Below are 21,604 nucleotides of genomic sequence, written 5' to 3'. Positions count from 1 at the left end.
ATGCAGAGCTTGCGCGACATCCTGCGCCGGATTGCAGGGGGCGAGATCACGGCAGCCGATGCGCTGGCGCTGAGCGCTGCGCGGATCGCCGAATCCGAGCCGTCCATCCAGGCCTTCGCCAGCCGCCCGGCCGAGCTTGTCGCGGGGGCGGGTCCGCTTGCCGGCATCGCCTGCGGGGTCAAGGACATCATCGACACAGCCGACCTGCCGACGCAGATGGGCTCGGTGATCTATGAGGGCTGGCGGCCGCGCTCCGATGCTCCGATCGTGATGATGCTGAAGGCGACCGGTGCGACCGTCGCCGGCAAGACCCACACCACGGCCTTCGCCGCCAGCGATCCGGCGCCGACCCGTAACCCCCATGACCTCGGCGCGAGTCCTGGCGGGTCCTCGGCGGGCTCGGCCGCGGGCGTGGCGGCCGGCATGGTCCCGCTCGCCATCGGCACGCAGACCGGCGGCTCGGTGATCCGGCCGAGTGCCTATTGCGGCGTGGCCGGCATCAAGCCGTCCTATGCGCTGCTGCCGACAGTCGGTGTGAAGCCGTTCTCCTGGTCGCTCGACACGCTGGGCCTGATGGCGGCAAGCGCCGATGATCTCGGCCTGGCGCTCGCCACGATGACGGGCCGGCCCGAGCTTGACGCTGCCGCAGCAGAGCTGAAGGGCCTGCGCATCGGCGTGACCCGGCAGGATTTCGCCGGCGCGCCCGAGGAGGCTGCTGAGGCGGCGTTGCAACGCTTCTGCGAGATCGCGACCGGGGCCGGGGCGCAAATCGTCGAGCTCGAAAGCCCGCAGGCCTTGTCGGAAGCCTTTCATGCTCATGTGCCGCTACAGGGCTATGAGGCAACGCAGGCTTTGGCCTGGGAATATGCCGAGCATCGCGAGCAGATCGCGCCGAAGCTGCGCGCCTATCTCGACGGAGCCCGCAGCGTCACGCCGGCGCAGTATGACGAGGCGCGCCGGATCTCGCGGCGTGGCCGCGATGTGGCCCGCACCTTCTTCGGCCAGGTCGATGTCGTGGTGAGCTATGCCGCCCCCGGTGAGGCGCCCGACACGCTGGCCTCGACGGGCGATGCCCGCTTCAACCGGCTCTGGACCCTGCTCGGCGTGCCATGCCTGACGATCCCGGTGATGCGTGGTCCGCGCGGTCTGCCGGTCGGGATTCAGGTCATAAGCGGATTTGGCTGTGATGATCGTGTCATCGCAGCGGCGAAGGCGCTGGAAACGCGTGTTGAACCAACCCGCTAACCGAAACTGTCCCCAAAACAATTCAATGCTTTAATCAAATTTTAGCCATACTCTTGGCTGCGCCCCCGTCTCGTCACGGTGCCGCCCCCTTGCAGCCTTCGCCAGTTCTGCTAGCCTTGCGACAGGTCAATGACACAGGAGGATGTGATGAGCCTCACGCTACGTCTCGACCGTTTGGTCATGGGTGCGGCCTTCCTTTTTATGATGGCAATCGTGCTGGGAGCGTTCTGACAGACGTCAGTCTCGAGTCGAATGGACCACAAGAGCCTTTGACGAGCGCCGCCGGGGACACTCCTGGCGGCGCTTTCGTTTTGAGCAGGCCGCCTTGGCCCGGCCATCGTGTCATCGCTCGGAACCACTGCGTCATCCTGGACAAGCGGCCCTCGGGTCCGGCCTTTGGCCGGCCCAAGGACAGGCTCCGCCGCGCAGATCCGGGATCCATCGTAAAGCTCGATGCCCTACGATGGACCCGGCGCTCGGCGGAGTTTATCCTTGGGCCGATCGAAGATCGGACCCGGGGGCTACGGCCAGGATGACGCCGTGGTTCCACACACAAACGGCAGGATCCGGAGGCTGATTCAGCTTTCCGGGCAGGGGTTCTCGGTGACCTCCCAGGACATCATGTTGATGACCCGGCCACAGGCCGCCAGTCGCCGTCCTTGCGTTGTCCTGATGCAGGCGATGGCGCCTTCGGCGATCTTGCGGCCCTCGCTCCAGCAGTAGCAGAGCGGCTCGGGCGACTGCGCCAGACGCGGCGGATCGAAGGGGATGGCGCGGTCTTGCGCCCGGGCTGACGCGCCGAGCAAGAGCACGCCGAGCAAGGGCAACAGGGCAAAAGCGGCAAGCCAAGGCTGCAGCGACCAAGGCTGCTGCGACCAAGACGGCAGCAGCGCCGGAACCAGTCCCGATGAGATCCTGCGCATGGCTCGATCCCTCTCGCTGCCGGCCAGGCCGGTCAAGCGGGCTAAAACTAGCACGACTTGAGATGGCTCTCAAATCCTTTGCCGTAGAGAACTACGACTTTAGTCGTAGATACTTGGCGAGATCGGTCTTGTAACCGCTATGATGGCTGACCATATTGGCGGCAAGAGAGCCCGAGGCGGGCTCCGGGAGGAACCATGTCTTTGATTTCGCTCGCCCGGCGTGGCCGGGCTATCGCTTTTCTCGCTGGTGCGCTGCTGATCGTCCCCGTTGTCGCTGAGGCGCGGCCTGGCGGTGGCAAGAGCTTCGGCAGCCGCGGCATGCGCACCGAATCGGCGCCTTCGCGCACGGATACGGCCCCCAACGGGGCGCAGCCCTTCCAGCGCAGCGCGACGCCGTCGCCTGCCGCTCCGATGGCGGGCGCCGCCGGCGGAGCCGCCGCCCAGGCGGCCCGGCCTTCGATGGCGCGCAACCTGATGATGGGCCTTGGCGCCGGCCTGCTCGGCGCGGGCCTGTTCGGCATGCTGTCGGGCTCCGGCTTCTTCAGCGGCCTGGCCTCGCTTGCCGGTGTTTTCGGCTTCCTGATGCAGATCGCGTTGATCGGCGGCCTGATCTGGCTGGCGCTGCGCTTCTTCCGTCGCCGTTCCGAGCCGCAGCTCGCCGGCGCCGGCGCTCCGTTGCCGCGTGAGGCTTACCAGCCGCAGGCCCAGAACCAGGCCGCCCGCATGGGCATGATGGGCGGCGGCTCCGCCGCGCCGCAGACCCAGCCGATCCAGCTGACGGGCGAGGATTTCAACGCCTTCGAGCGCCTGCTGACGGAGGTCAACGCGGCCTATTCCAATGAGGACGAGGCCGGCCTGCGCCAGCGCGTCACGCCGGAGATGTTCGGTTATTTCGACGAGGATCTCTCGGGCAATGCCAAAAAGGGCCTCGTCGACCGCGTCTCCGACGTCAAGCTGCTGAAGGGCGACCTCGCGGAAGCCTGGCGCGAGGGCGATGCCGACTACGCCACGGTCGCGATGCGCTTCAGCCTGATCAACGCGCTGTATGAGCGCGCCAGCGGCAAGGTCGTCGATGGCAACGCCACCGTTGCCCAGGAGGTCACCGAACACTGGACCTTCCTGCGCGAGCGTGGCGGCGCCTGGAAGCTCTCGGGGATCCAGGCCGCGGCCTGAGCCGCAGCCTGATCCAGCGATACTGAATGACATGACGGCCGGGGCAACCCGGCCGTTTTTCGTCTGGCCCGGGTTTTGGGTGTCGCGCCTGTCCGATTCGTCCTATAGGCGGGCGGATAGGCCAACCTGCTTTCCGGAGTTCTTCTCATGAGCGACATGCGTCTTGTCGTCGTCGGTGCCGCCGGGCGCATGGGCCGGATGCTGATCAAAGCGATCCATGAGACGCCGGGCTGCGTCCTGTCGGCTGCGGTGGAGCGGCCGGGTTCTGGTGTGGTCGGGCAGGATGCCGGCGTGCTTGCCGGCCTGCCGGCCTGCGGCGTCGACGTGACCGACGAGGCCTTGCCGGCCTTCGTCGAGGCCGAGGGCGTGCTCGATTTCACGACGCCTGACTCCACGGTCTCCTTCGCGGCCCTCGCCGCGCAGGCGCGCATTGCCCATATCGTTGGCACCACCGGTCTGGAGCCGCAGCATCTGGCGAAGCTGGAGGCTGCGGCCCGCCATGCTGCCATCATCCGCTCCGGCAATATGAGCCTCGGCGTCAATCTGCTGGCCGGCCTCGTGCGCAAGGTCGCGGCCACGCTCGGCACGGATTGGGACATCGAGATCGTCGAGATGCATCACCGCATGAAGGTCGATGCGCCCTCGGGCACGGCCGTGATGCTGGGCGAGGCGGCGGCAGAGGGCCGTGCGGTCGATCTGAGCGAGGCCCGTGTCGCCGTGCGCGACGGTCACACCGGCGCGCGCCAGCCCGGCACGATCGGTTTCGCGGCGCTGCGCGGCGGCACCGTGGTTGGCGACCACAAGGTGATCTTCGCGGGAACCGGAGAGCGGCTGGAGCTTTCCCACATCGCGGAGGATCGCAGTCTCTTCGCACAAGGGGCGGTCAAGGCCGCGCTCTGGGGCAGGGGCCGCAAGCCCGGGCTCTATTCCATGGCCGATGTGCTCGGGCTCGACAGTCTCTGAGCGTCTCGACATGACGCGCCTCGCGATCGCGCCCGGCGTGATCCATTGGCCGGGCTATCTCCCGGCCGAGGCGCAGGCCGCGCTCGTCGCCGATCTGCGCGAGGTGGCGCGGCAGGCGCCCTTCTTCTCCCCGCGCATGCCCAGGACCGGAAAACCCTTCTCGGTGCGGATGACCAATTGCGGCTCGCTCGGCTGGGTCTCCGACGAGCATGGCTATCGCTACCAGCCGCTCCATCCCGAGACGGGCCTGGCCTGGCCGCTTATGCCAGCGCTGCTGACGCAGGCCTGGCGGGAGCTGGCGGATTATCCGCACCCGCCCGAGGCCTGCCTGGTCAATTTCTATGAGGCGAGCGCCAGGATGGGCCTGCATCAGGACCGCGACGAGCAGGATTTCGAGGCGCCGGTGCTGTCATTGTCGCTGGGCGATACCGCCGTGTTCCGCATCGGCGGTACGGAGCGGGGCGGCAAGACGATGTCGCTGAAGCTCGCCTCCGGCGATGCTCTGCTGTTTGGGGGGAGGCCAGGCTCGCCTATCACGGCATCGACCGCATCCTGGCGGGCTCGTCGAGCCTGTTGCCGCAAGGCGGGCGGATCAACCTGACATTGCGGCGTGTGACCAAACCCGCTTGATGGCAGGCATCGTCAGGACGATCCCGAGCCCGGCAGGTTCGGGAACGACCAGCCGAACAGGATCGAGCCAGCCCGCAGGCCGAAGGTGGTCACGATGCCGACGAGCATGACGATGACCGGTTCGATCACCAGGCTCGACAGAAGCGCGGTCATCGCTGCCCCCGCGGCTGCGGCTGTGACGTAGAAATCGCGGCTCCACAGCACCATCGGCCGGTCGCCGGCCAGGATGTCGCGCAGGATGCCGCCGAAGGAGGCGGTCATCGCGCCGAGCGCGGTCGCTGACAGGGGCGAGATGCCGACATCGAGCGCCTTCAGCGTGCCGGCAACGGCAAAGAGCGCGAGCCCGGCCGAGTCGGCCCAGATCAGCAGGCGCTTGCCGGCCCAGCCATCCAGCATGCCGGGCCTGAAATAGGCGGTGGCCCAGGCTGCAAGCGCGACGCCCGAGCAGACCAGGACATCGCTGGGATCGCGCACCCAGAAGACGATGCGCCCAAGCAGAAGATCGCGCAGCGTGCCGCCGCCGACGCCGGTCACCGTCGCGAGCAGGATGAAGCCGAACGGGTCCATGCCCTTGCGGGTCGCGACCAGCGCGCCAGTCAATGCAAAGACGGCGACGCCGGCGGCTTCGAGCACGTCTCAGTGGCCGGACGGAGTGCTGCCGGAGGTGTCCGGGGTCGAGGGTTCCTGCGGCTTGGGCGCGCCGGCCGAGACGCCGACCAGGGCCGGCCGCAGCACGCGCTCGCCGATCTTGTAGCCGGACTGCACGACCTTGGAGACCATGCCCTTGGGCGTTTCGGCATCGGGCGCCTCGAACATGGCCTGATGCAGGTTGGGATCGAACTTCTCTCCCTGCGGATCGATCTTGCGCACGCCGTGGCGCTCCAGCGTCTTCAGCAGGTCGCGCTCGGTCAGCTCGACGCCCTCGATCAGCGCTGCCAGTGCCGCTTCGGCCCCAGTGCGCGCGGCTTCCGGCACGCTCTCCAGCGCGCGGCGCAGATTGTCGGCCGAGGCCAGCATATCGCGGGCGAAGCTCGTCACCGCATAGGCCTTGGCGTCGGAGATCTCGCGCTCGGTGCGCCGGCGCAGATTCTCCATGTCGGCCAGCGTGCGCAGCAGCTTGTCCTTGAAGTCGTCGCGCTCGGATTCCAGCCGGGCGAGATCGGCCTCGGCATTGGAGGCGGCCTCATTGGCCAGTTCCTCGCTGGTCGCGGTGTCGATCTCGGGCTCTTCTTTCGCAGGCTTCTGCGTCATGGCGTCATCCAATTCCAAATAGATCGCAATTCCAGGCGGATCGGGGGCCGGCGCAGGCGAAGGGCGCAACGGCGTTCCGGGCCGATATCGGACTTGTAGCCTGCGAAATCAAGCGCGTGCGGGCGCTTTGGCCTTGGCCGCAGCCGGCTTGTCGTGATCGAAGGCGAAGACGTCGAGCAGCGCCCTGCGAATGGCGAGCTGGCGCGCGGTCGAGACGATCTTCGCCGTCGTCAGGTCGGTGACGTAGAACACGTCGACCGCCTTCTCGCCGAACGTGGCGATATGGGCCGAGGCGATGTTGAGGTTGAGCTTCCCGATCGATGTGGTCAAATCGTAGAGCAGGCCGGGCCGGTCGAGCCCCGAGACCTCGAGCACGGTGTGGCGGGCCGAGAGCACATTGTCGATGATGACCTCGGGCGGGAGCTGGAAGGTCTGGCCGCGCGGCGGCGGAGCGCGGCGCTGCGCCACCAGATCCGCGATCTTGATCTCACCCTTCAACGCGCGCTCGATCGCAACCGCGATCCGCTCGGCCCGGCGCAGTTCATCGTCGTCGCGGTCGAAGGCGCGCGAGACCGAGATCGTGTCGAGCACGAGCCCGTCGGTGGTGGTGAAGATCTGCGCGTCGACGATGTTGCCGCCGGCCGCTGCGCAGGCCCCGGTGACGATCGCCAGCAGGCGCGGATGGTCAGGCGCCAGGATGGTGAGCTCGGTGATGCCGCGGAACTGGTCGGTCTCGACGGCGGTCGCAGTGGTGCGGCCCTCGCTCTCGGCCTGCCGCAGGAAACGGGCGTGCTTCTCCTGGCGGGCGAGGTCGGTCTTGATCCAGTAGGGCGGATAATGGCGGGCGAGATAGGCGTTGCGCTCGGTCTCGGGCCAATCGGCGAGCTGTTCCTTCAGCGCATCCTGCTTCTTCTCGACGCGGGCCTTGCGCTCGATCACCGAATAGCCGCCGGCGAGCACGATCTCGGTCTCATAATAGAGCGTGCGCAGGAGCTGGCCCTTCCAGCCGTTCCAGACGCCGGGGCCGACCGCCTTGATGTCGGCGACGGTGAGGATGAGCAAGAGCTTCAACCGCTCCAGCGTCTGCACGGTCGCGGCAAAGGTTTCGATCGTCTTGGGGTCGCCGAGATCGCGGCTCTGGGCGACGGTCGACATGTCGAGATGGTGCTCGACCAGCCAGGCGACCGTCTCGGTCTGCGCCTCGCTCAAGCCCAGTCGGGGGCAGAGCTTGCGGGCGATCTTGGCACCGGCGATCGAGTGGTCCTCGAGCCGGCCCTTGGCGATGTCGTGCAGGAACAAGGCGACATAGAGCGCCCGGCGATTGGCGAGGTTCGGCATGATCTCGTTGGCGAGCGGATGCTCGATTTCGAGAACGCCGGCATCGATTTCCGCCAATACGCCGATCGAGCGGATCAAATGCTCGTCGACCGTATAGTGATGATACATGTTGAACTGCATCATCGCGACGACGCGGCCGAAATCCGGGATGAAGCGTCCGAGCAGGCCGGACTCGTTCATCCGCCGCAGCACCGGTTCCGGCGAGCGCCGCCCGGTCAGGATCTCCAGGAAGATGCGGTTGGCTTCGGGATCGTGGCGCAATTGCGCCGTGACCAGGCGCAGCGACTGCGTCACCAGGCGGCTGGTGTCGGGATGGATGGCGATGTCGTCGCGGCTGGCGATCTCGTAGAGCCGCAGCAGATTGACCGGGTCGCGCCGGAAGGCGTTGTCGTCGACGACGTTGAGGCGTTGGCTCTTCAGCGTGAAATCGGGGTGGCCGAGCGCGCGTACGCGTTTGCGCTTGGCGAAGGAGCCGAGCAGGCGCGAGAGCGAGGCGCGCGGCTTCTGCTGGCGCGCCTCCAGCGCCGCGCAGACGATGGCGGTCAGATCGCCGACATCCTTGGCGACGAGGAAATAGGCCTTCATGAAGCGTTCGACCGGCGCCTGGCCGCTGCGCCCGGCATAGCCGATCGCGGCGGCGACCTGGCGCTGGAGGTCGAAGGACAGGCGCTCCTCGGCCCGGCCCGTGATGAAATGCATCCAGCAGCGCACGCGCCAGAGGAATTCCTCCGAACGCTGGAACATCACGAGTTCCTTGCGGTCGAACAGGCCGGCGGAGACCAGTTCGCTGACGTCATCGACCCGATAGGCGTATTTCGCGATCCAGAACAGGGTGTTGAGGTCGCGCAGGCCGCCCTTGCCGTCCTTGACGTTGGGCTCGACCAGATAGCGCGAGGTGCCGGCGCGGCGCACACGCGTCTCGCGCTCGGCGAGCTTGGCCTCGGTGAAGGCGGGCGCCGTGCCCTCCATCACCTCGGCCCCGAAGCGGCGCACCATCTCGTCGAAGAGCGATCTGTCGCCGATCAGGAAACGCGCTTCGAGCAGCGCGGTCCGGATCGTCATGTCGGCGCGCGCCTCGCGCATGCAGTCGTCGATCGAGCGCACGGAGTGGCCGACCTTCAGTTTCAGGTCCCAGAGCGGGTAGAGCATCGCCTCCACCACGCTCTCGCCCCAGGCGGTCTGCTTGTGCGGGAACAGGAACAGCAGGTCGACATCGGAGCCCGGCGCGAGCGTGCCGCGGCCATAGCCGCCGACCGCGACGACGGCGATGCGCTCGGATTGCGACGGGTTGACCGCCTGGTAGAAATGCTCGCTCGCCGCGATGTGCAGGCAGGCGACGATCCCGTCCATCGTCGCGGAGATGCGCTCGGCGCAGGCTAATCCGTTGCGCGGGCCGGCGAGCAGATCCTTGGCCGAGGCGTGGCCCTCCTCGAGCACGCGGCGCAGATGCGCCACCAGCGCCTGGCGCATCTCGGCGGTGGAGGGTTTGCCCAATCGGGCGACGAGGTTCGCGACGGCCTGGGCGGGGTTCTCCAGCACCTCGGCGAGCGCGAGGCGCGGCTGATCGGCGACGGACGACACGGCGGCTCACCCTCGATTCCGGGCCATGCGGCCTCGGCCCATTCCGCTCGTTAACATGCTGGCGGGATTCGCAAAGCAGATAAATTACACATCATCAGTATGTGTAATTTATAATTCAACACCGCTAGATGTCGTGTTTGACAAACAGAACGAGCGGACCTAAAAGACGGATACGCGCCGATTTGAGCCAGCAGCTTGCGGGCGCGAAATAAGTGCAGCTAAAGCGTCGGGGCCAAGGGCAGGCTTGCGAGTCTGTCCCGATCCCTGCGCGTCATCGCAACAAGGGATCGATCATGATCACGCTCACACGCCGCCTCGCCATCGCCGGTTTCGCCGCCGCCTCGCTCGCTCTGGGCGCTGCAACCGCCTTCGCGCAGGCTCCCAAGGAAATCCGTATCGACTACGCGACCTACAACCCCGTCAGCCTCGTGCTGAAGGAGCGTGGCATCCTCGAAAAGGCGCTCGCTCCCGAGGGCATCGCCGTGCGCTGGGTCCAGTCGGCCGGCTCCAACAAGGCGCTCGAATTCCTCAATGCCGGCTCGCTCGATTTCGGCTCGACCGCGGGTGCCGCCGCCCTGATCGGCAAGATCAACGGCAACCCGATCAAGTCGATCTATGTCTATTCGCGGCCGGAATGGACCGCGCTGGTCACCGGCGCCAAGAGCGAGATCACCAAGGTCGCCGATCTCAAGGGCAAGCGCGTCGCCGTGACGCGCGGCACCGACCCGCATATCTTCCTGGTCAGGGCGCTGGCCGAGGCCAAATTGACCGAGAAGGACGTCAAGCTCGTCCTGCTGCAGCATGCCGATGGCCGTCTCGCTCTGGAGCGCGGCGACGTCGATGCCTGGGCCGGGCTCGACCCGCTGATGGCGGCGGCCGAGGTCGAGAGCGGCGCAAAACTCTTCTACCGCAAGGCTGAGGACAACACCTGGGGCATCCTCAATGTCCGCGAGGCCTTCGCCAAGGAGAACCCGGCCCTCGTGCGCAAGGTCATCGCCGCTTATGAGGAGGCGCGCGCCTATGCGCTTGCCAATCCGGCCGAGCTGAAGAAGACGCTGATCGACTACACCAAGCTCTCGGATGCCGTGATCGAGCGCCAGCTCACCCGCACCGAGCTGACGCATTCCAGCATCGGCCAGGCGCAGGCCGATACGATCATCGCCGCCGGCCTCGCCCTGAAGGAAGCCGGCGTGCTGCCCGCCGCCACGGATGTGAAGGCGGTCGTCGACGATCTGCTCGACCGGCGCTTCGCCGCGACCAACTGAGACGGTCGAGGCCGGATGAGCACGCTGGAGATCGCGGCAGCGACGCAGGCGAAAGCTCCGGGCTCGCCCGGCATCAGGTCTCGTCGCCTCGGTCTCGCCGGCTGGCTGCTGCCGATCGCGCTCGCCGCGCTCTGGGAGCTCCTGGTCCGGGCCGGTATCGCCAATGGCCGCCTGATGCCGCCGCCCAGCGTGGTCGGGCGGACGCTCTGGGGCCTAGCGGCCTCGGGCGAGCTCCTGACCCATGTCACGGCGACGCTCTGGCGTGTCGCCGCCGGTTTCGGACTGGGTGCGGGCGTCGGCACGGTTCTGGGTGCATTGACGGGGGCATTGCCTGTTGCGCGCGGCCTGCTCGACCCGACGCTTCAGGCGCTGCGCGCGATCCCCTCGATCGCCTGGGTGCCGTTGTTCATCCTGTGGTTCGGCATCTTCGAGGCCTCGAAGGTTGCGCTGATCGCGGTCGGCGTGTTCTTCCCGGTCTATCTCGGGGTGGCGGCCGCGATCCAGGGCATCGATCGTCGGATCGTCGAGGTCGGCCGCGTCTTCCGGCTTGGCCGGCTCGCCATGGTCCGGCGCGTCCTGCTGCCGGCAATCCTGCCGGCCTGGTTCACGGCGCTGCGCTCAGGGCTAGGCCTCGGCTTCATGTTCGTGGTCGCAGCCGAGATCATGGGCGCGAGCGAAGGCCTCGGCTACCTGCTCGTGGACGGCCAGCAGCTCGGCCGCCCCGACACCATCATCGCGGCCATCATCAGCTTCGCCGTGCTCGGCAAGCTGGCCGACGGGCTGCTGCTCGCCATTACGCGGCCTTTCCTCGCCTGGCAGGATCTCGGCCGCGACACGCTCTGAAAGGCATCCCCGATGCTGAGCTTCGAGACCCTCTCGAAAACCTATGCCGACGGCACCCACGCCTTGTCGGCGATCACCGCCAGCGTGGCGGCGGGCGAGATCCTCGCCCTTGTCGGCGGCTCCGGCTGCGGCAAGACCACATTGCTCCGCTTGATCGCGGGCCTCGACCGGCCGAGCGCCGGGCGCATCCTGCTCGACGGCGAGGCGATCCATGAGCCGCGCGCCGATGTCGGCGTGATCTTCCAGGAGCCGCGATTGTTTCCCTGGCTCAGCGTCATCGACAATGTCGCTTTCGGGCTCTCGCATCTCTCCGCCTTCGAGCGCGAGGGGCTGGTGACCAATGCGCTCGTCCGCGTCGGGCTCGCCGGCTATGAGAAACGCTGGCCCCGCGAGCTCTCCGGCGGCCAGCAGCAGCGCGTCGCCATCGCCCGAGCGCTGATCACGCGGCCGAAGCTGCTGCTGATGGACGAGCCCTTCTCGGCGCTCGATGCCACGACGCGCGCGAGCCTGCACGGCCATCTGCTGGCGCTCTGGGAGGAAAGCCGGCCGACCGTGGTGATGGTGACGCATGATGTCGAGGAGGCGGTGACGCTGGCCGACCGCATCATCGTGATGCAGCCCAAGCCCGGCCGCATCTTCGACGAACTCGACAACCCGCTTGCCCGCCCGCGCGACCGGCTCTCGCCCACCTTCGAGGTGAGCAAGCGCGAGGTTTTGCGCACGCTCGACCGTTCGCTACGAGACGAGGAGCCGCAGCAGCACAAGACCGCCGAGACGGCGGGGATGTGGTGGTAGGGTTGCCCGGCCCTGCGCCGGCGGCTCTGGTCTGGTGCGGCAGGCAGCATTATCTGCGACGGGCATCGTCGCTTGTCCCAAGAAGGTTGAAACCATGGACGTCACAGCCCTGCGCGCCCTCCAGGCCCCGCTCAAGGACCAGTATCGCGAGACGCCCGATGCGGCCGTCATCACGCTGAAGGCGCGCGGCGAGCTCGACGACCAGCACATCGCCTGCAAGGTCGAGACCGGCCGCGCCATCGCGCTTGCCGGCCTGCACCCGGCGACCGGAGGTTCCGGTGCCGAGCTTTGCTCCGGCGACATGCTGCTCGAGGCGCTCGTCGCCTGCGCCGGCGTGACGCTGAAGGCGGTCGCGACCGCGCTCGAGATCGAGTTGAAGAAGGGTACCGTCCGGGCCGAGGGCGATCTCGATTTCCGCGGCACGCTCGGCGTCGCCAAGGACGCGCCCGTCGGCTTCAAGGCGATCCGCCTTTCCTTCGACGTCGAGACCGACGCTCCCCAGGAGAAGCTCGACACGCTGCTGAAACTGACCGAGCGCTATTGCGTCGTGTTCCAGACCCTGAACGTGAAGCCGGAGCTCTCGGCGGCGCTGGCGCGCGGCTGAGACTAGAGCAGTTGCCGCAGCGTTCGCTCAGCGGATCGTGATCCCGGCTGGGCGAGATGGCGGGAGCCGGTCACCTCTTTGAGGATTATCAAGGCGTCCGTATCTCTGAGGGAAGGACGCCCCGATGCGTATCGCCACCGCAGCCGCCGCTCTGCTTGCCCTGGCGGCGCCGGCCAGCGCCCAGCAAGCGGGTATTGCCGCCTATGGACCCCGGCTGGAAGGCTTCGATTACGCCTATCCGGTCAAGATCCACGGCTTCACCTCGCAGCGTCAGCCGCTCGAGATGGCCTATCTCGACATTAAGGCGAGCGGCCAGGCCAATGGTCAGACCGTCATGCTCTTGCATGGCAAGAATTTCTGCGCTGGAACCTGGGATGCGACCATCAAGGTCCTGACGCAGGCCGGCTACCGCGTCGTGGCGCCCGATCAGATCGGCTTCTGCAAATCGTCCAAGCCGGCGGGCTATCAGTTCAGCTTTCAGCAATTGGCGGCCAATACGGCGGGGCTGCTGAAGGAGCTCGGCATTCAGCGCGCCATCATCGTGGGGCATTCAATGGGCGGCATGCTCGCCGCCCGCTATGCGCTGATGTATCCCGGGACCGTCGAGCGCCTCGTGCTGGTCGATCCCCTCGGGCTTGAGGACTGGCAGGCCAAGGGCGTTCCCTATGGCACGCTCGACGCAGCCTTCCAGGGCGAGCTGAAGACGAGCTTCGAGAGCATCAAGGCCTATCAGCAGCGCTTCTACTACAACGGCAACTGGAAACCCGAATACGACCAATGGGTCGCGATGCTCGCAGGGATGTATGCCGGCGACGGCCGGCAGGCGGTCGCCTGGAATCAGGCGCAGACCTCCGACATGGTCTTCACCCAGCCGGTCGTCCATGAATTCCCGAATATCCAGGTGCCGACGACCCTGATGATCGGTGGCAAGGACCGCACCGCTCCGGGAGCCAACCGCGCTTCACCCGAACTGCAGAAGACGCTCGGCCTCTATCAACAGCTTGGACGGGAGGCAGCGAAGGCCATTCCCAATGCGCGGCTCGTCGAATTCCCCGAACTTGGCCATTCCCCGCAGGTCGAGGCGCCCGAGGAGTTTCACAACGCGCTCCTCCAGGTGCTCAAGTGAGGGTTTGCTCAAGTAAGGGTTAAAGCGCCAGCGAGGCCAGGCTCACTCCGCCGCGGCCTTCAGCGCCAGCCCCTTGGCGAAAGGCAGCGCCGGCTCGGCTGCCTTGGCGTCGTCGAACTCAAGCGCGCCGATCCTCTCGCCGCGGCTGGCGATCTTGCCGGCCGAAGTGCGGATGCCGGAGACATCCTCCTGGGCCTGGCGGAAATGCTGGTCGAGCTTCTCGGCCCGGTCGCCGAGACGGCGCACATCGACGAGCAGCTTGCCGACCTCGGACTGGATCACCTGCGCCTCCTCGCGCATGCGGGCGTCGCGCACCAGCGACTGCATCAGCTGGATCGCGAGCGCCAGCAGCGAGGGCGAGACGATCATGATCCGGGCGCGATGCGCCTTCTGGATCACGTCGTCGAAATGCTCGTGCAGATCGGCATAGATCGATTCAGACGGCACGAAGAGCAGGGCCAGATCCTGCGTCTCGCCGGGCAGGAAGTAACGCTCGGCGATGTCCTTCACATGCACGCCGACATCGTTGCGGACGCGCACGCCTGCCGCTTTCTTCGCCTCGTCGCCGCGCGCCTCGCGCAGCAGGGTGAAGCTTTCCAGCGGGAATTTCGCGTCGATCACCAGGCCGCGCCCGTCGCCGGGCAGGGTCACCATGCAATCGGGCCGCTTGCCGTTGGAGAGCTGGGGCTGGAAGGCGAAGAAGGCGGCGGGCAGCCCGTCGCGGATGATCGCCTCCATGCGGCCCTGGCCATAGGCGCCGCGTGCCTGCTTGTTCGAGAGCACGTCCTTCAGCGTCACCACCTCGGAGGTGAGGTCGGTCAGGTTCTTCTGGGCGGAGTCGATGACGGCGAGCCGCTCCTGCAATTTGCCGAGGCTCTCGGAGGTCTGGCGGACATTCTGCTCCAGCCCGGCGCCGACCTGCTGGCGCAAACCATCCATCCGCTCGGCGACGAGGCGGGCGAGGTCGCCCTGCCGCGTCGAGAGGATCTCGGCCATCGACTGCAGGCGGCCCGACAGTTCCGCCTGGCTGCGGTTCATTTCGGCGACCTTGTCATCCATCTCGCGAGCGCGCTCAGCCGCCATGGCGGCCTCGAGCGCGCGCCGCGAGGCGCCGCGCCAGGATGAGACGACGACCAGCACGAGCAGCAGGAGACTCAAGCCCGCGAAGCCGAGCGCGGCCTCGGCCCAGGTTACGGGACGGTCGAGCAGGATGAAGGCGATCTCTTTCATCGGAAGAGCCTAGCAGATTCGGGCGATGATTTCGAACGAAAGCGGAACAGTTTGACCGCTTGCGTACAAGTGCTTATGTCGCGGCAACCTCGAAAAATTCCGCGCAGAGCCCCCATGGCCATTCGTCCACTCGTTATCCTGCCCGATTCCGTCCTGCGCCAGGTTTCTGCGCCGGTCGATACGATCACTCCCGAGATCAAGACGCTCGCCGCCGACATGCTGGAGACGATGTATGACGCGCCCGGCATCGGCCTCGCCGCGATCCAGATCGGCGTGCCCAAGCGCATCGTGACGATCGATCTCTCGAAGAGCGACGACGAAGAGAAGGTCCCGATGGTCTTCATCAATCCGGAGGTGATCTGGACCTCGCAGGAGACGAACATCCATGAGGAGGGCTGTCTCTCGATCCCCGAATATTACGAGGATGTCGAAAGGCCGGCCTCGATCAAGCTGCGCTATATGGATCTGGACGGAAAGACCCTGGAGATCGCGGCCGAGGGCCTGCTTGCCACCTGCCTGCAGCATGAGGTCGACCATCTCAACGGTGTGCTGTTCATCGATTATCTGTCGCGGCTGAAGCGTGAGCGCGTGACCAAGCGCTTCGCCAAGGTCGCCAAGCGCGAAAGCGCGGCGTGAGCGCAAAGGCTATGGTTAGGGTCATGTTCAGCGTATGAGTTTACGCGTCATCTTCATGGGCACGCCCGATTTCGCCGTGCCGACCCTGACCGAGATCATCGGGCAAGGCCACGAGGTCGTGTCCTGCTACACCCGCGCCCCGGCGCAGGCGGGCCGGGGGCTCGATCTCAAGCCCTCGCCGGTGCAGCGAGCCGCTGAGCGCTTCGGCATCCCCGTCTTCACGCCCAAGACCCTGAAGTCGGAAGAGGCGGTCGAGACCATCGCCTCGCATCAGGCGGATGTCGCGGTCGTCGTCGCCTATGGCATGATCCTGCCCCAGGCGATCCTCGATCTGCCGGAGCTCGGCTGCCTGAATCTCCACGCCTCGCTGCTGCCGCGCTGGCGCGGCGCGGCCCCGCTTCAGCGCGCTGTCATGGCCGGCGACGCCGAGAGCGGCGTTTGCGTCATGAAGATGGAAGCGGGCCTCGATACCGGCCCTGTCGGCATGGTCGAGAGCTTGGCGATCGGCCCCGACATGACGGCGGGCGAATTGCACGACCGGCTGGCGCCGCTGGGAGCGGATCTGATGGTGCGCGCGCTTGCGGCGCTCGGCCGCGGCGGCTTGCGCTTCACGCCGCAGCCGGAGGAGGGCGTGACCTACGCCGCCAAGATCGGCAATGCCGAGGCGAAGTTGAACTGGGCGCGTCCAGCCAAGCAGGTGCATGACCTCGTGCGCGGCCTCTCGCCCTTTCCCGGCGCCTTCGCCGAGGTCGATCTCGGCAAGGGCCCGGAGCGGCTGAAGATCTTGCGCACGGCGCTGGCGGGCGGGGCGGCCGAGCCCGGCACTTTGCTCGATGGCGAGGGCACGGTCGCTTGTGCGGAGGGCGCGGTGAGGCTGCTGCAGGTCCAGCGCGCCGGCGGGCGGCCTGTCACCGGGGCGGAATTCCTGCGCGGCGCCAGGTTAGAGGCCGGCGATAAGGTCTGACATGGCAGCATTTCCCTCCACGTCATCCCGGATCAGCGCGGCGGAGCCTGTCCTTGGGCCGGCCGAAGGCCGGACCCGAGGGCCGCTTGTCCGGGATGACGGCGCGCATGATGGTTTGCGGGGCGCTCGATTCTGATGCCGCGCTACAAGCTCGTCATAGAATATGACGGTACGCCGTTCTCGGGCTGGCAGCGTCAGCTTAACGGGCCGTCGGTGCAGCAGAGCGTCGAGGAATCGATCGAAGGCTTCTGCGGTCATGCCGTGCGCCTGCATTGCGCCGGCCGCACCGATGCCGGGGTGCATGCGACGCATCAGGTCGCCCATGTCGATCTCGACAAGGACTGGCGCAGCGACGTCGTGCGCGATGCGACCAATGCGCGGCTGAAACACCTGCCTGTCGCTGTCGTCAGCGCAGAGGTCGTGCCCGATGATTTCGACGCCCGCATCTCGGCAAAGCGACGCTATTACATCTACCGCATCCTCGACCGTCGCGCCCAGCCGGCGCTCGATCTGAATCGGCTCTGGCACGTGCCGGTCAAGCTCGACCACGAGGCGATGGACCGCTCGGCCAAGGCGCTGCTGGGCCATCACGACTTCACCACCTTCCGTGCCGCCGAATGCCAGGCCAACAGCCCGATGCGCACGCTCGACCGCTTCGACGTCCGACGCGAGGGGGCCGAGATCGTGGCCTATGTCCATGCCCGCTCCTTCCTGCATCATCAGGTCCGCTCCATGGTCGGCTGCCTGAAGATGGTCGGGGCCGGGCGTTGGCCGGAAAACAAGCTCGGCAAGGTTCTGGCCGCGCGCGACCGCTCGCAATGCGCCGCGCTGGCGCCGCCCTCGGGGCTTTATCTGGCGGGCGTGGATTACTAAGCTCGTGCCGCTTGGGTGTTTCCGAGCCAGGGCGCGCTAACGCTAGAAGCCCCACAATCCCAGCTGCCTTGCCACGGCGAACTGACCCAGAAAGCTCGCGCAGACGATCATCAGGGGGAGGCCGCCTTCCGCGCCGAGGGTTGCCTTGGCCGCGGCATAACGCAGGCGGGCGACGATCGCCGCGAATCCGAGCCATTGCATCGTGGCGATGGTCGGCGTCGACCAACCGATGGCGTAGACCATGGCTGGCACAGCGAGCAGCCCCGCCGCGAGGATCTCCGTCCAGTTCCAGGCGATGATGAAGCCGGAGAGAGCGGGCGATCGTACCAGGCGTGGAGCGAGCGCGATCAGCAGGCCGGGGACGCAGAGGAAGGCGGCCGCCTGCGAGGCCAGCACCGCGACGACCAGCGGAGGCGAATGGAACAGCCCTTCGGCATTGGGCAGGCCCGACATCGCCCGCTCCGCCGCCAGGACCGCGATCACGGCCGGCAGCGTCAGGATGGCTGCGCCATAGGAGCGCAGGAAGCCTTCGCTCGACAAATCGAGTTCGGGAAGCGCCTTGGCGCCTTGCGACATCAGACGCCACGAGCCGCGCAGAGAGCGCGCCACATCATCGGCAGCAAGCGCCATGGCCGACACTCCAATAATCAATCTTAGACTTTCGTCTAAGGCTCATATTGGCACGTCGACCGGGATGGTCAAGGCTTATGTTGCACTGCAAAATAGCTGTCGAGCAGCCTGTGCGTGATCCGCTCCAGCGCCGTCAGGTCCGCCACAGCGACGCGCTCATCGATCTGATGCATGGTCTGGCCGACGACGCCGTACTCCACCACCGGGCAATAGGTCTTGATGAAGCGGGCGTCGGAGGTGCCGCCGGTGGTCGACAGCGCCGGGCGCTTGCCGGTCTCGGCCTCGACCGCATCCGCGACCATGGCGACGAAGGGGCCGGGCTCGGTCAGGAAGGCGACAGCGTTGGTCGGCTGGAAGGTCAGCTCGTACCGCACCAGGTTGCCGGCTGCCTCGCGCAAACGCCGCTCGATCTCGGCGGCGAGTGTCTCCGGGGTCCAGCTGTCGTTGAAGCGGATGTTGAACACGGCCTTGGCCTGCGCCGGCACGACATTGCTCGAGGGATTGCCGACGTCGAGCGTCGTGACCTCGAGATTGCTCGGGGCGAAATGCGTCGTGCCACCATCGAGCGGTGTCGCGTCGAGCGCCGCCAGCAATCGCACCATGCCGCGAATCGGATTGTCGGCGAGGTGGGGGTAGCCGACATGGCCCTGCTTGCCGAGGACGGTGAGCTTGCCGGTCAGCGAGCCGCGTCGGCCGATCTTGATCATGTCGCTCATGCTCGCGGGATTGGTCGGCTCGCCGAGCAGGCAGTGGTCGAAGCGCTGGCCTTGGCTCTGCGCCCAAGCCAGCAGCTTGACCGTGCCGTTGATGGCGGGGCCTTCCTCATCGCCGGTGATCAGGAAGGCGATCGAGCCGGGGGCCTGCGGATTGTCGCGGCGAAAGCGCAAGGCGGCGGAAATCATGGCGGCGAGGCCGCCCTTCATGTCGCAGGCGCCGCGCCCATAGAGCACGCCGTCGACGATCTCCCCGCCGAAGGGATCGCGCGTCCAGGCCTCGGCGTCGCCGACCGGCACGACATCGCTGTGGCCGGCGATGGCGAGGACGGGTCCCTCCGTGCCGATGCGGGCATAGAGGTTCTCGATATCGGGCATGCCGTCCGCGCCGAAGACGGGACGGTGCACACTGTAGCCTGCCGAAGCCAGCACGGCCGCGAGCAGCGACAAGGCGCCGCCCTCTGCCGGCGTCACCGACGGGCAGCGCACCAGCGCCTGCGTCAGGGCGACGGGATCGGTTGGGTCGAAGGTGAGGAGGGGTGTGTCGAGCTGCTGGTCCATGCTCTCGCTTTAGCATCGGCCGCGGCCTCCGCAACCCGGTCGTCGTCATGGGCGGAAGGCAGCATCCCCAGATCGACGAGAGCGACCAGCCAGGCAAGCAGCGCAATCGTGTCGAGCGAAGGCCCCCAGGCATAGGATGACAGGAACGGCTTGAGCTGGCCGGGCAGTACCATCGCGCAGACCAAGAGGATGCCAAACAGCGCCGTGCCGCCGCGATCGGTCGAGCGCTTGGCCGCCAGCGCGGCCCAGGGAAACAGGGCAAAGGCATTGGCGAAGGCGATGATCGGGCCGGCATGCCGGCCGGCGAGATGCGGCGCGCCATGCTGGATCGCGAGAAGCATAAGCGCCACCAGGGCGCTGCCGAGCCAGAAGCGGCTAAGGCCGATGCGTCCGTCCAAATCGGTCAGCAGGCGGAAGAGGGACATGGTGAGGCTCCGATCCTGCATTTCTGGCATGCATCGGCGGTCGGAGGAAGTTTATGGTGAATAGAAGGTTAACGCGGAAAAGGCTTGAATGGCGCCGGCCGCGCCGCTAGCTGCGGAGCGGCTGCCGCAGCGAATGCGTCAGTTAGGTTTCACGGGGCGCTTGCGCCGCGAGAGCCGGATGATTTGAGATGGAATCACGGAGTGATCCCATCTCAAATCTGAATCCGTCTCTCATCAAAGAGTTAGAGCAGGATTGATGCGAAAAACCGGTTCCCACTTTTTCGCATCCTGCTCGAGAGCGAGGTTTGCGCCATGACCATCCGTTTCCATCGCGGTGACCTGCCCGACAGCTTCGTTGCCGGCCCGAGCGTCGCGATCGACACCGAGACGCTCGGCCTGAACCCGCATCGCGACCGGCTCTGCGTGGTGCAGCTCTCGCGCGGCGACGGCACCGCCGATGTCGTGCAGATTCTGAAAGGCGGCGAGAAGCCGGCGAACCTGATCCGCCTGCTTACCGATCCGTCGGTGCTGAAGCTGTTCCATTTCGCCCGCTTCGACGTCGCCGTGCTGCGCCAGGCCTTCGGTGTCGTCACCGGCCCGATCTATTGCACCAAGATCGCCTCCAAGCTGACGCGCACCTATACCGACCGCCACGGCCTGAAGGATCTGGTCCGGGAGCTGTTGGGAATCGAATTGTCGAAGCAGCAGCAATCCTCGGATTGGGGCGCCGACACACTGAGCGAGGCGCAGCTCACCTACGCAGCGTCCGACGTGCTGCATCTGCATGCGCTGCAGGCGCGGCTGGATGCGATGCTGGCGCGGGAGGGCCGCACCGAGCTGGCGCAGGCCTGTTTCGGCTTCCTGCCCCATCGCGCCGAGCTCGATCTCGCCGGCTGGGCGGAAAACGATATCTTCGCGCATACTTGACAAATTCTAAGTCATCCAGCGTCTGTCTGGAGCAAAGCAGGCGGCGCGAGGGGCGCGATGCCGCCAGGCTGGTGACACGAAAAAGCCGTTAGCGACTGCCATTGCGCGGGGCATGACTGTGGCTATGACATCGAACGACTGGACTGGGCCGTCCTCAGGGAACGCCGCCCACCGGCTGGCTGCCTTCAAGGCGGCGCGCCGGCATACGCTATTGGTGCGCCTGCTGCGCCGCGCCATCCCGATCACTGCGGTCGTCGCGGTGCTCGGCCTGGTCGTGGCGCCGTTCCTGAATCCGTTGCGCGGCCTGGCGAATGTGTCGCTCGGCGCGGTCGGCATCTCGAACGGCAAGGTCAAGATGGAGACGCCCAAGCTCTCCGGCTACCGCAAGGATAACCGGCCCTATGAAGTCAACGCCGAGGCCGCCTTGCAGGATATCCGCAACCCGACGCAGGTCGAGCTGATGACGCTGACGGCTCGGATCCAGATGGAACGCGAGGGCTGGGTCACGGTGAGCTCGCGGACGGGCTTGTTCGATACGCAGAAGGAAAAGCTCCAGCTCGTCGACGATGTCCATGTCCGTACCGAAACGGGCTATGACATCCACATGCGCACCGCCGATATCGACTTCAAAGGCGGCACGGTGGTCTCGAAGGAGCCGGTCAAGGTCAATCTCGGCACGACCACCATTGATGCCGATACGCTCGATGTGAAGGATAATGGTGCGCTGATCGCTTTCCAGGGACACGTCCGTGCGGTTATCGAGAATGCTCCGGCCGGCACGCTTGCCGGCCCCGAACGTCAAGGCAGCACGCCGGCGCCGGAACTGCTGGCGCCGCGCCAGCTTGTTCCGGCAGACGGCGCGGCGGCGTCGCCCGCTGGCCTTCCCGACACCGAAACGAGACAGTGAC

General features: G+C 66.7%; 21 protein-coding genes and 1 pseudogene. 14 read left to right on the top strand and 8 right to left on the bottom strand.

Annotated elements, in window-relative coordinates:
* Nucleotides 1-1,245, top strand: coding sequence for an amidase (locus RMR04_RS25460; RefSeq protein WP_311911258.1), 1,245 nt, complete (start codon nt 1-3; stop codon nt 1,243-1,245).
* Between the two features lie 578 nt (nt 1,246-1,823).
* Here RMR04_RS25460 and RMR04_RS25455 read toward each other — a convergent pair.
* Nucleotides 1,824-2,168 carry a hypothetical protein gene (locus tag RMR04_RS25455; protein WP_311911256.1) on the bottom strand — a complete coding sequence of 115 codons (345 nt, stop codon included), beginning with the start codon at nt 2,166-2,168 and terminating at the stop codon, nt 1,824-1,826.
* Nucleotides 2,169-2,363: 195 nt separating this feature from the next.
* Between RMR04_RS25455 and RMR04_RS25450 the strand changes: the two genes are divergently transcribed.
* The 3 genes and pseudogenes from RMR04_RS25450 to RMR04_RS25440 all read left to right on the top strand — a co-directional run bounded on the left by RMR04_RS25450 (nt 2,364) and on the right by RMR04_RS25440 (nt 4,934).
* Complete coding sequence (locus tag RMR04_RS25450) at nt 2,364-3,341, top strand: Tim44 domain-containing protein (RefSeq protein ID WP_311911255.1); 978 nt, start codon at nt 2,364-2,366, stop codon at nt 3,339-3,341.
* Nucleotides 3,342-3,497: 156 nt separating this feature from the next.
* Complete coding sequence (dapB, locus tag RMR04_RS25445) at nt 3,498-4,304, top strand: 4-hydroxy-tetrahydrodipicolinate reductase (protein ID WP_311915944.1); 807 nt, start codon at nt 3,498-3,500, stop codon at nt 4,302-4,304.
* A gap of 10 nt (nt 4,305-4,314) precedes the next feature.
* Nucleotides 4,315-4,934: pseudogene (locus tag RMR04_RS25440) on the top strand (alpha-ketoglutarate-dependent dioxygenase AlkB family protein).
* Nucleotides 4,935-4,946: 12 nt separating this feature from the next.
* Here RMR04_RS25440 and RMR04_RS25435 read toward each other — a convergent pair.
* The 3 genes from RMR04_RS25435 to RMR04_RS25425 all read right to left on the bottom strand — a co-directional run bounded on the left by RMR04_RS25435 (nt 4,947) and on the right by RMR04_RS25425 (nt 9,059).
* Entirely contained in the window at nt 4,947-5,567 is a 621-nt protein-coding gene (locus RMR04_RS25435; protein WP_311911253.1) for a trimeric intracellular cation channel family protein, read from the bottom strand.
* A gap of 3 nt (nt 5,568-5,570) precedes the next feature.
* Nucleotides 5,571-6,185, bottom strand: coding sequence for a nucleotide exchange factor GrpE (grpE, locus tag RMR04_RS25430; protein ID WP_311911252.1), 615 nt, complete (start codon nt 6,183-6,185; stop codon nt 5,571-5,573).
* A 108-nt stretch (nt 6,186-6,293) separates the two neighbouring features.
* Nucleotides 6,294-9,059, bottom strand: coding sequence for a [protein-PII] uridylyltransferase (locus tag RMR04_RS25425; RefSeq protein ID WP_410492289.1), 2,766 nt, complete (start codon nt 9,057-9,059; stop codon nt 6,294-6,296).
* Nucleotides 9,060-9,397: 338 nt separating this feature from the next.
* Here RMR04_RS25425 and RMR04_RS25420 point away from each other — a divergent pair, with 338 nt between their 5' ends.
* From RMR04_RS25420 to RMR04_RS25400, 5 genes are all read left to right on the top strand, one after another.
* Nucleotides 9,398-10,369 carry an aliphatic sulfonate ABC transporter substrate-binding protein gene (locus RMR04_RS25420; protein WP_311911251.1) on the top strand — a complete coding sequence of 324 codons (972 nt, stop codon included), beginning with the start codon at nt 9,398-9,400 and terminating at the stop codon, nt 10,367-10,369.
* A gap of 15 nt (nt 10,370-10,384) precedes the next feature.
* Complete coding sequence (locus RMR04_RS25415; RefSeq protein ID WP_311911250.1) at nt 10,385-11,212, top strand: ABC transporter permease; 828 nt, start codon at nt 10,385-10,387, stop codon at nt 11,210-11,212.
* A gap of 12 nt (nt 11,213-11,224) precedes the next feature.
* Entirely contained in the window at nt 11,225-12,007 is a 783-nt protein-coding gene (locus RMR04_RS25410; RefSeq protein WP_311911249.1) for an ABC transporter ATP-binding protein, read from the top strand.
* A gap of 94 nt (nt 12,008-12,101) precedes the next feature.
* A complete protein-coding gene (locus RMR04_RS25405) occupies nt 12,102-12,611 on the top strand; it encodes an OsmC family protein (RefSeq protein WP_311911248.1) in 510 nt (169 codons plus the stop codon).
* A gap of 124 nt (nt 12,612-12,735) precedes the next feature.
* Complete coding sequence (locus RMR04_RS25400; RefSeq protein ID WP_311911247.1) at nt 12,736-13,737, top strand: alpha/beta fold hydrolase; 1,002 nt, start codon at nt 12,736-12,738, stop codon at nt 13,735-13,737.
* Nucleotides 13,738-13,779: 42 nt separating this feature from the next.
* On the opposite strand, the gene RMR04_RS25395 is transcribed toward RMR04_RS25400, so the two are convergent.
* On the bottom strand, nt 13,780-14,967 hold the full coding sequence (locus RMR04_RS25395) for a DNA recombination protein RmuC (RefSeq protein WP_311911246.1): 1,188 nt from the start codon (nt 14,965-14,967) through the stop codon (nt 13,780-13,782).
* Between the two features lie 114 nt (nt 14,968-15,081).
* Here RMR04_RS25395 and RMR04_RS25390 point away from each other — a divergent pair, with 114 nt between their 5' ends.
* The 3 genes from RMR04_RS25390 to truA all read left to right on the top strand — a co-directional run bounded on the left by RMR04_RS25390 (nt 15,082) and on the right by truA (nt 17,440).
* Complete coding sequence (locus RMR04_RS25390) at nt 15,082-15,603, top strand: peptide deformylase (protein ID WP_311911245.1); 522 nt, start codon at nt 15,082-15,084, stop codon at nt 15,601-15,603.
* Nucleotides 15,604-15,637: 34 nt separating this feature from the next.
* Nucleotides 15,638-16,567 (top strand): methionyl-tRNA formyltransferase, encoded by a 930-nt coding sequence (fmt, locus tag RMR04_RS25385; RefSeq protein WP_311911244.1) that lies wholly within the window; start codon nt 15,638-15,640, stop codon nt 16,565-16,567.
* Nucleotides 16,568-16,702: 135 nt separating this feature from the next.
* Entirely contained in the window at nt 16,703-17,440 is a 738-nt protein-coding gene (gene truA / locus RMR04_RS25380) for a tRNA pseudouridine(38-40) synthase TruA (RefSeq protein ID WP_311911243.1), read from the top strand.
* Between the two features lie 42 nt (nt 17,441-17,482).
* On the opposite strand, the gene RMR04_RS25375 is transcribed toward truA, so the two are convergent.
* The 3 genes from RMR04_RS25375 to RMR04_RS25365 all read right to left on the bottom strand — a co-directional run bounded on the left by RMR04_RS25375 (nt 17,483) and on the right by RMR04_RS25365 (nt 19,769).
* Nucleotides 17,483-18,070, bottom strand: a complete 588-nt coding sequence (locus RMR04_RS25375; RefSeq protein WP_311911242.1) for a hypothetical protein — start codon at nt 18,068-18,070, stop codon at nt 17,483-17,485.
* Between the two features lie 68 nt (nt 18,071-18,138).
* Nucleotides 18,139-19,344, bottom strand: a complete 1,206-nt coding sequence (gene dapE, locus RMR04_RS25370) for a succinyl-diaminopimelate desuccinylase (RefSeq protein ID WP_311911241.1) — start codon at nt 19,342-19,344, stop codon at nt 18,139-18,141.
* Complete coding sequence (locus RMR04_RS25365) at nt 19,284-19,769, bottom strand: DUF805 domain-containing protein (RefSeq protein WP_311911240.1); 486 nt, start codon at nt 19,767-19,769, stop codon at nt 19,284-19,286. Before RMR04_RS25365 ends, dapE begins: the two co-directional genes overlap by 61 nt.
* Nucleotides 19,770-20,081: 312 nt before the next feature.
* Between RMR04_RS25365 and RMR04_RS25360 the strand changes: the two genes are divergently transcribed.
* The gene (locus tag RMR04_RS25360) at nt 20,082-20,696 is read left to right on the top strand and encodes a ribonuclease D (protein ID WP_311911239.1); all 615 of its coding nucleotides are present in this window, start codon (nt 20,082-20,084) and stop codon (nt 20,694-20,696) included.
* Between the two features lie 124 nt (nt 20,697-20,820).
* Entirely contained in the window at nt 20,821-21,603 is a 783-nt protein-coding gene (gene lptC, locus RMR04_RS25355; protein WP_311911238.1) for an LPS export ABC transporter periplasmic protein LptC, read from the top strand.
* The last annotated feature ends 1 nt before the right edge of the window (nt 21,604 follow it).

The organism is Bosea sp. 685, from assembly GCF_031884435.1.
Taxonomy (GTDB): Bacteria; Pseudomonadota; Alphaproteobacteria; order Rhizobiales; family Beijerinckiaceae; genus Allobosea.
The sequence above is the reverse complement of the archived record's forward strand: the minus strand, read 5'-3'. Positions and strand labels throughout refer to the sequence as shown.

Excerpts from the sequence above, each read along its gene's own strand:
- RMR04_RS25365 (WP_311911240.1), bottom strand. The coding sequence starts at position 19,769 with ATGTCCCTCTTCCGCCTGCTGACCGATTTGGACGGACGCATCGGCCTT.
- dapE (WP_311911241.1), bottom strand. The coding sequence starts at position 19,344 with ATGGACCAGCAGCTCGACACACCCCTCCTCACCTTCGACCCAACCGAT.
- truA (WP_311911243.1), top strand. The coding sequence starts at position 16,703 with ATGCCGCGCTACAAGCTCGTCATAGAATATGACGGTACGCCGTTCTCG.
- lptC (WP_311911238.1), top strand. The coding sequence starts at position 20,821 with ATGACATCGAACGACTGGACTGGGCCGTCCTCAGGGAACGCCGCCCAC.
- dapB (WP_311915944.1), top strand. The coding sequence starts at position 3,498 with ATGCGTCTTGTCGTCGTCGGTGCCGCCGGGCGCATGGGCCGGATGCTG.
- RMR04_RS25360 (WP_311911239.1), top strand. The coding sequence starts at position 20,082 with ATGACCATCCGTTTCCATCGCGGTGACCTGCCCGACAGCTTCGTTGCC.
- fmt (WP_311911244.1), top strand. The coding sequence starts at position 15,638 with ATGAGTTTACGCGTCATCTTCATGGGCACGCCCGATTTCGCCGTGCCG.
- RMR04_RS25405 (WP_311911248.1), top strand. The coding sequence starts at position 12,102 with ATGGACGTCACAGCCCTGCGCGCCCTCCAGGCCCCGCTCAAGGACCAG.
- RMR04_RS25395 (WP_311911246.1), bottom strand. The coding sequence starts at position 14,967 with ATGAAAGAGATCGCCTTCATCCTGCTCGACCGTCCCGTAACCTGGGCC.
- RMR04_RS25455 (WP_311911256.1), bottom strand. The coding sequence starts at position 2,168 with ATGCGCAGGATCTCATCGGGACTGGTTCCGGCGCTGCTGCCGTCTTGG.
- RMR04_RS25400 (WP_311911247.1), top strand. The coding sequence starts at position 12,736 with ATGCGTATCGCCACCGCAGCCGCCGCTCTGCTTGCCCTGGCGGCGCCG.
- RMR04_RS25390 (WP_311911245.1), top strand. The coding sequence starts at position 15,082 with ATGGCCATTCGTCCACTCGTTATCCTGCCCGATTCCGTCCTGCGCCAG.
- RMR04_RS25415 (WP_311911250.1), top strand. The coding sequence starts at position 10,385 with ATGAGCACGCTGGAGATCGCGGCAGCGACGCAGGCGAAAGCTCCGGGC.
- RMR04_RS25450 (WP_311911255.1), top strand. The coding sequence starts at position 2,364 with ATGTCTTTGATTTCGCTCGCCCGGCGTGGCCGGGCTATCGCTTTTCTC.
- grpE (WP_311911252.1), bottom strand. The coding sequence starts at position 6,185 with ATGACGCAGAAGCCTGCGAAAGAAGAGCCCGAGATCGACACCGCGACC.
- RMR04_RS25410 (WP_311911249.1), top strand. The coding sequence starts at position 11,225 with ATGCTGAGCTTCGAGACCCTCTCGAAAACCTATGCCGACGGCACCCAC.
- RMR04_RS25460 (WP_311911258.1), top strand. The coding sequence starts at position 1 with ATGCAGAGCTTGCGCGACATCCTGCGCCGGATTGCAGGGGGCGAGATC.
- RMR04_RS25420 (WP_311911251.1), top strand. The coding sequence starts at position 9,398 with ATGATCACGCTCACACGCCGCCTCGCCATCGCCGGTTTCGCCGCCGCC.
- RMR04_RS25375 (WP_311911242.1), bottom strand. The coding sequence starts at position 18,070 with ATGGCGCTTGCTGCCGATGATGTGGCGCGCTCTCTGCGCGGCTCGTGG.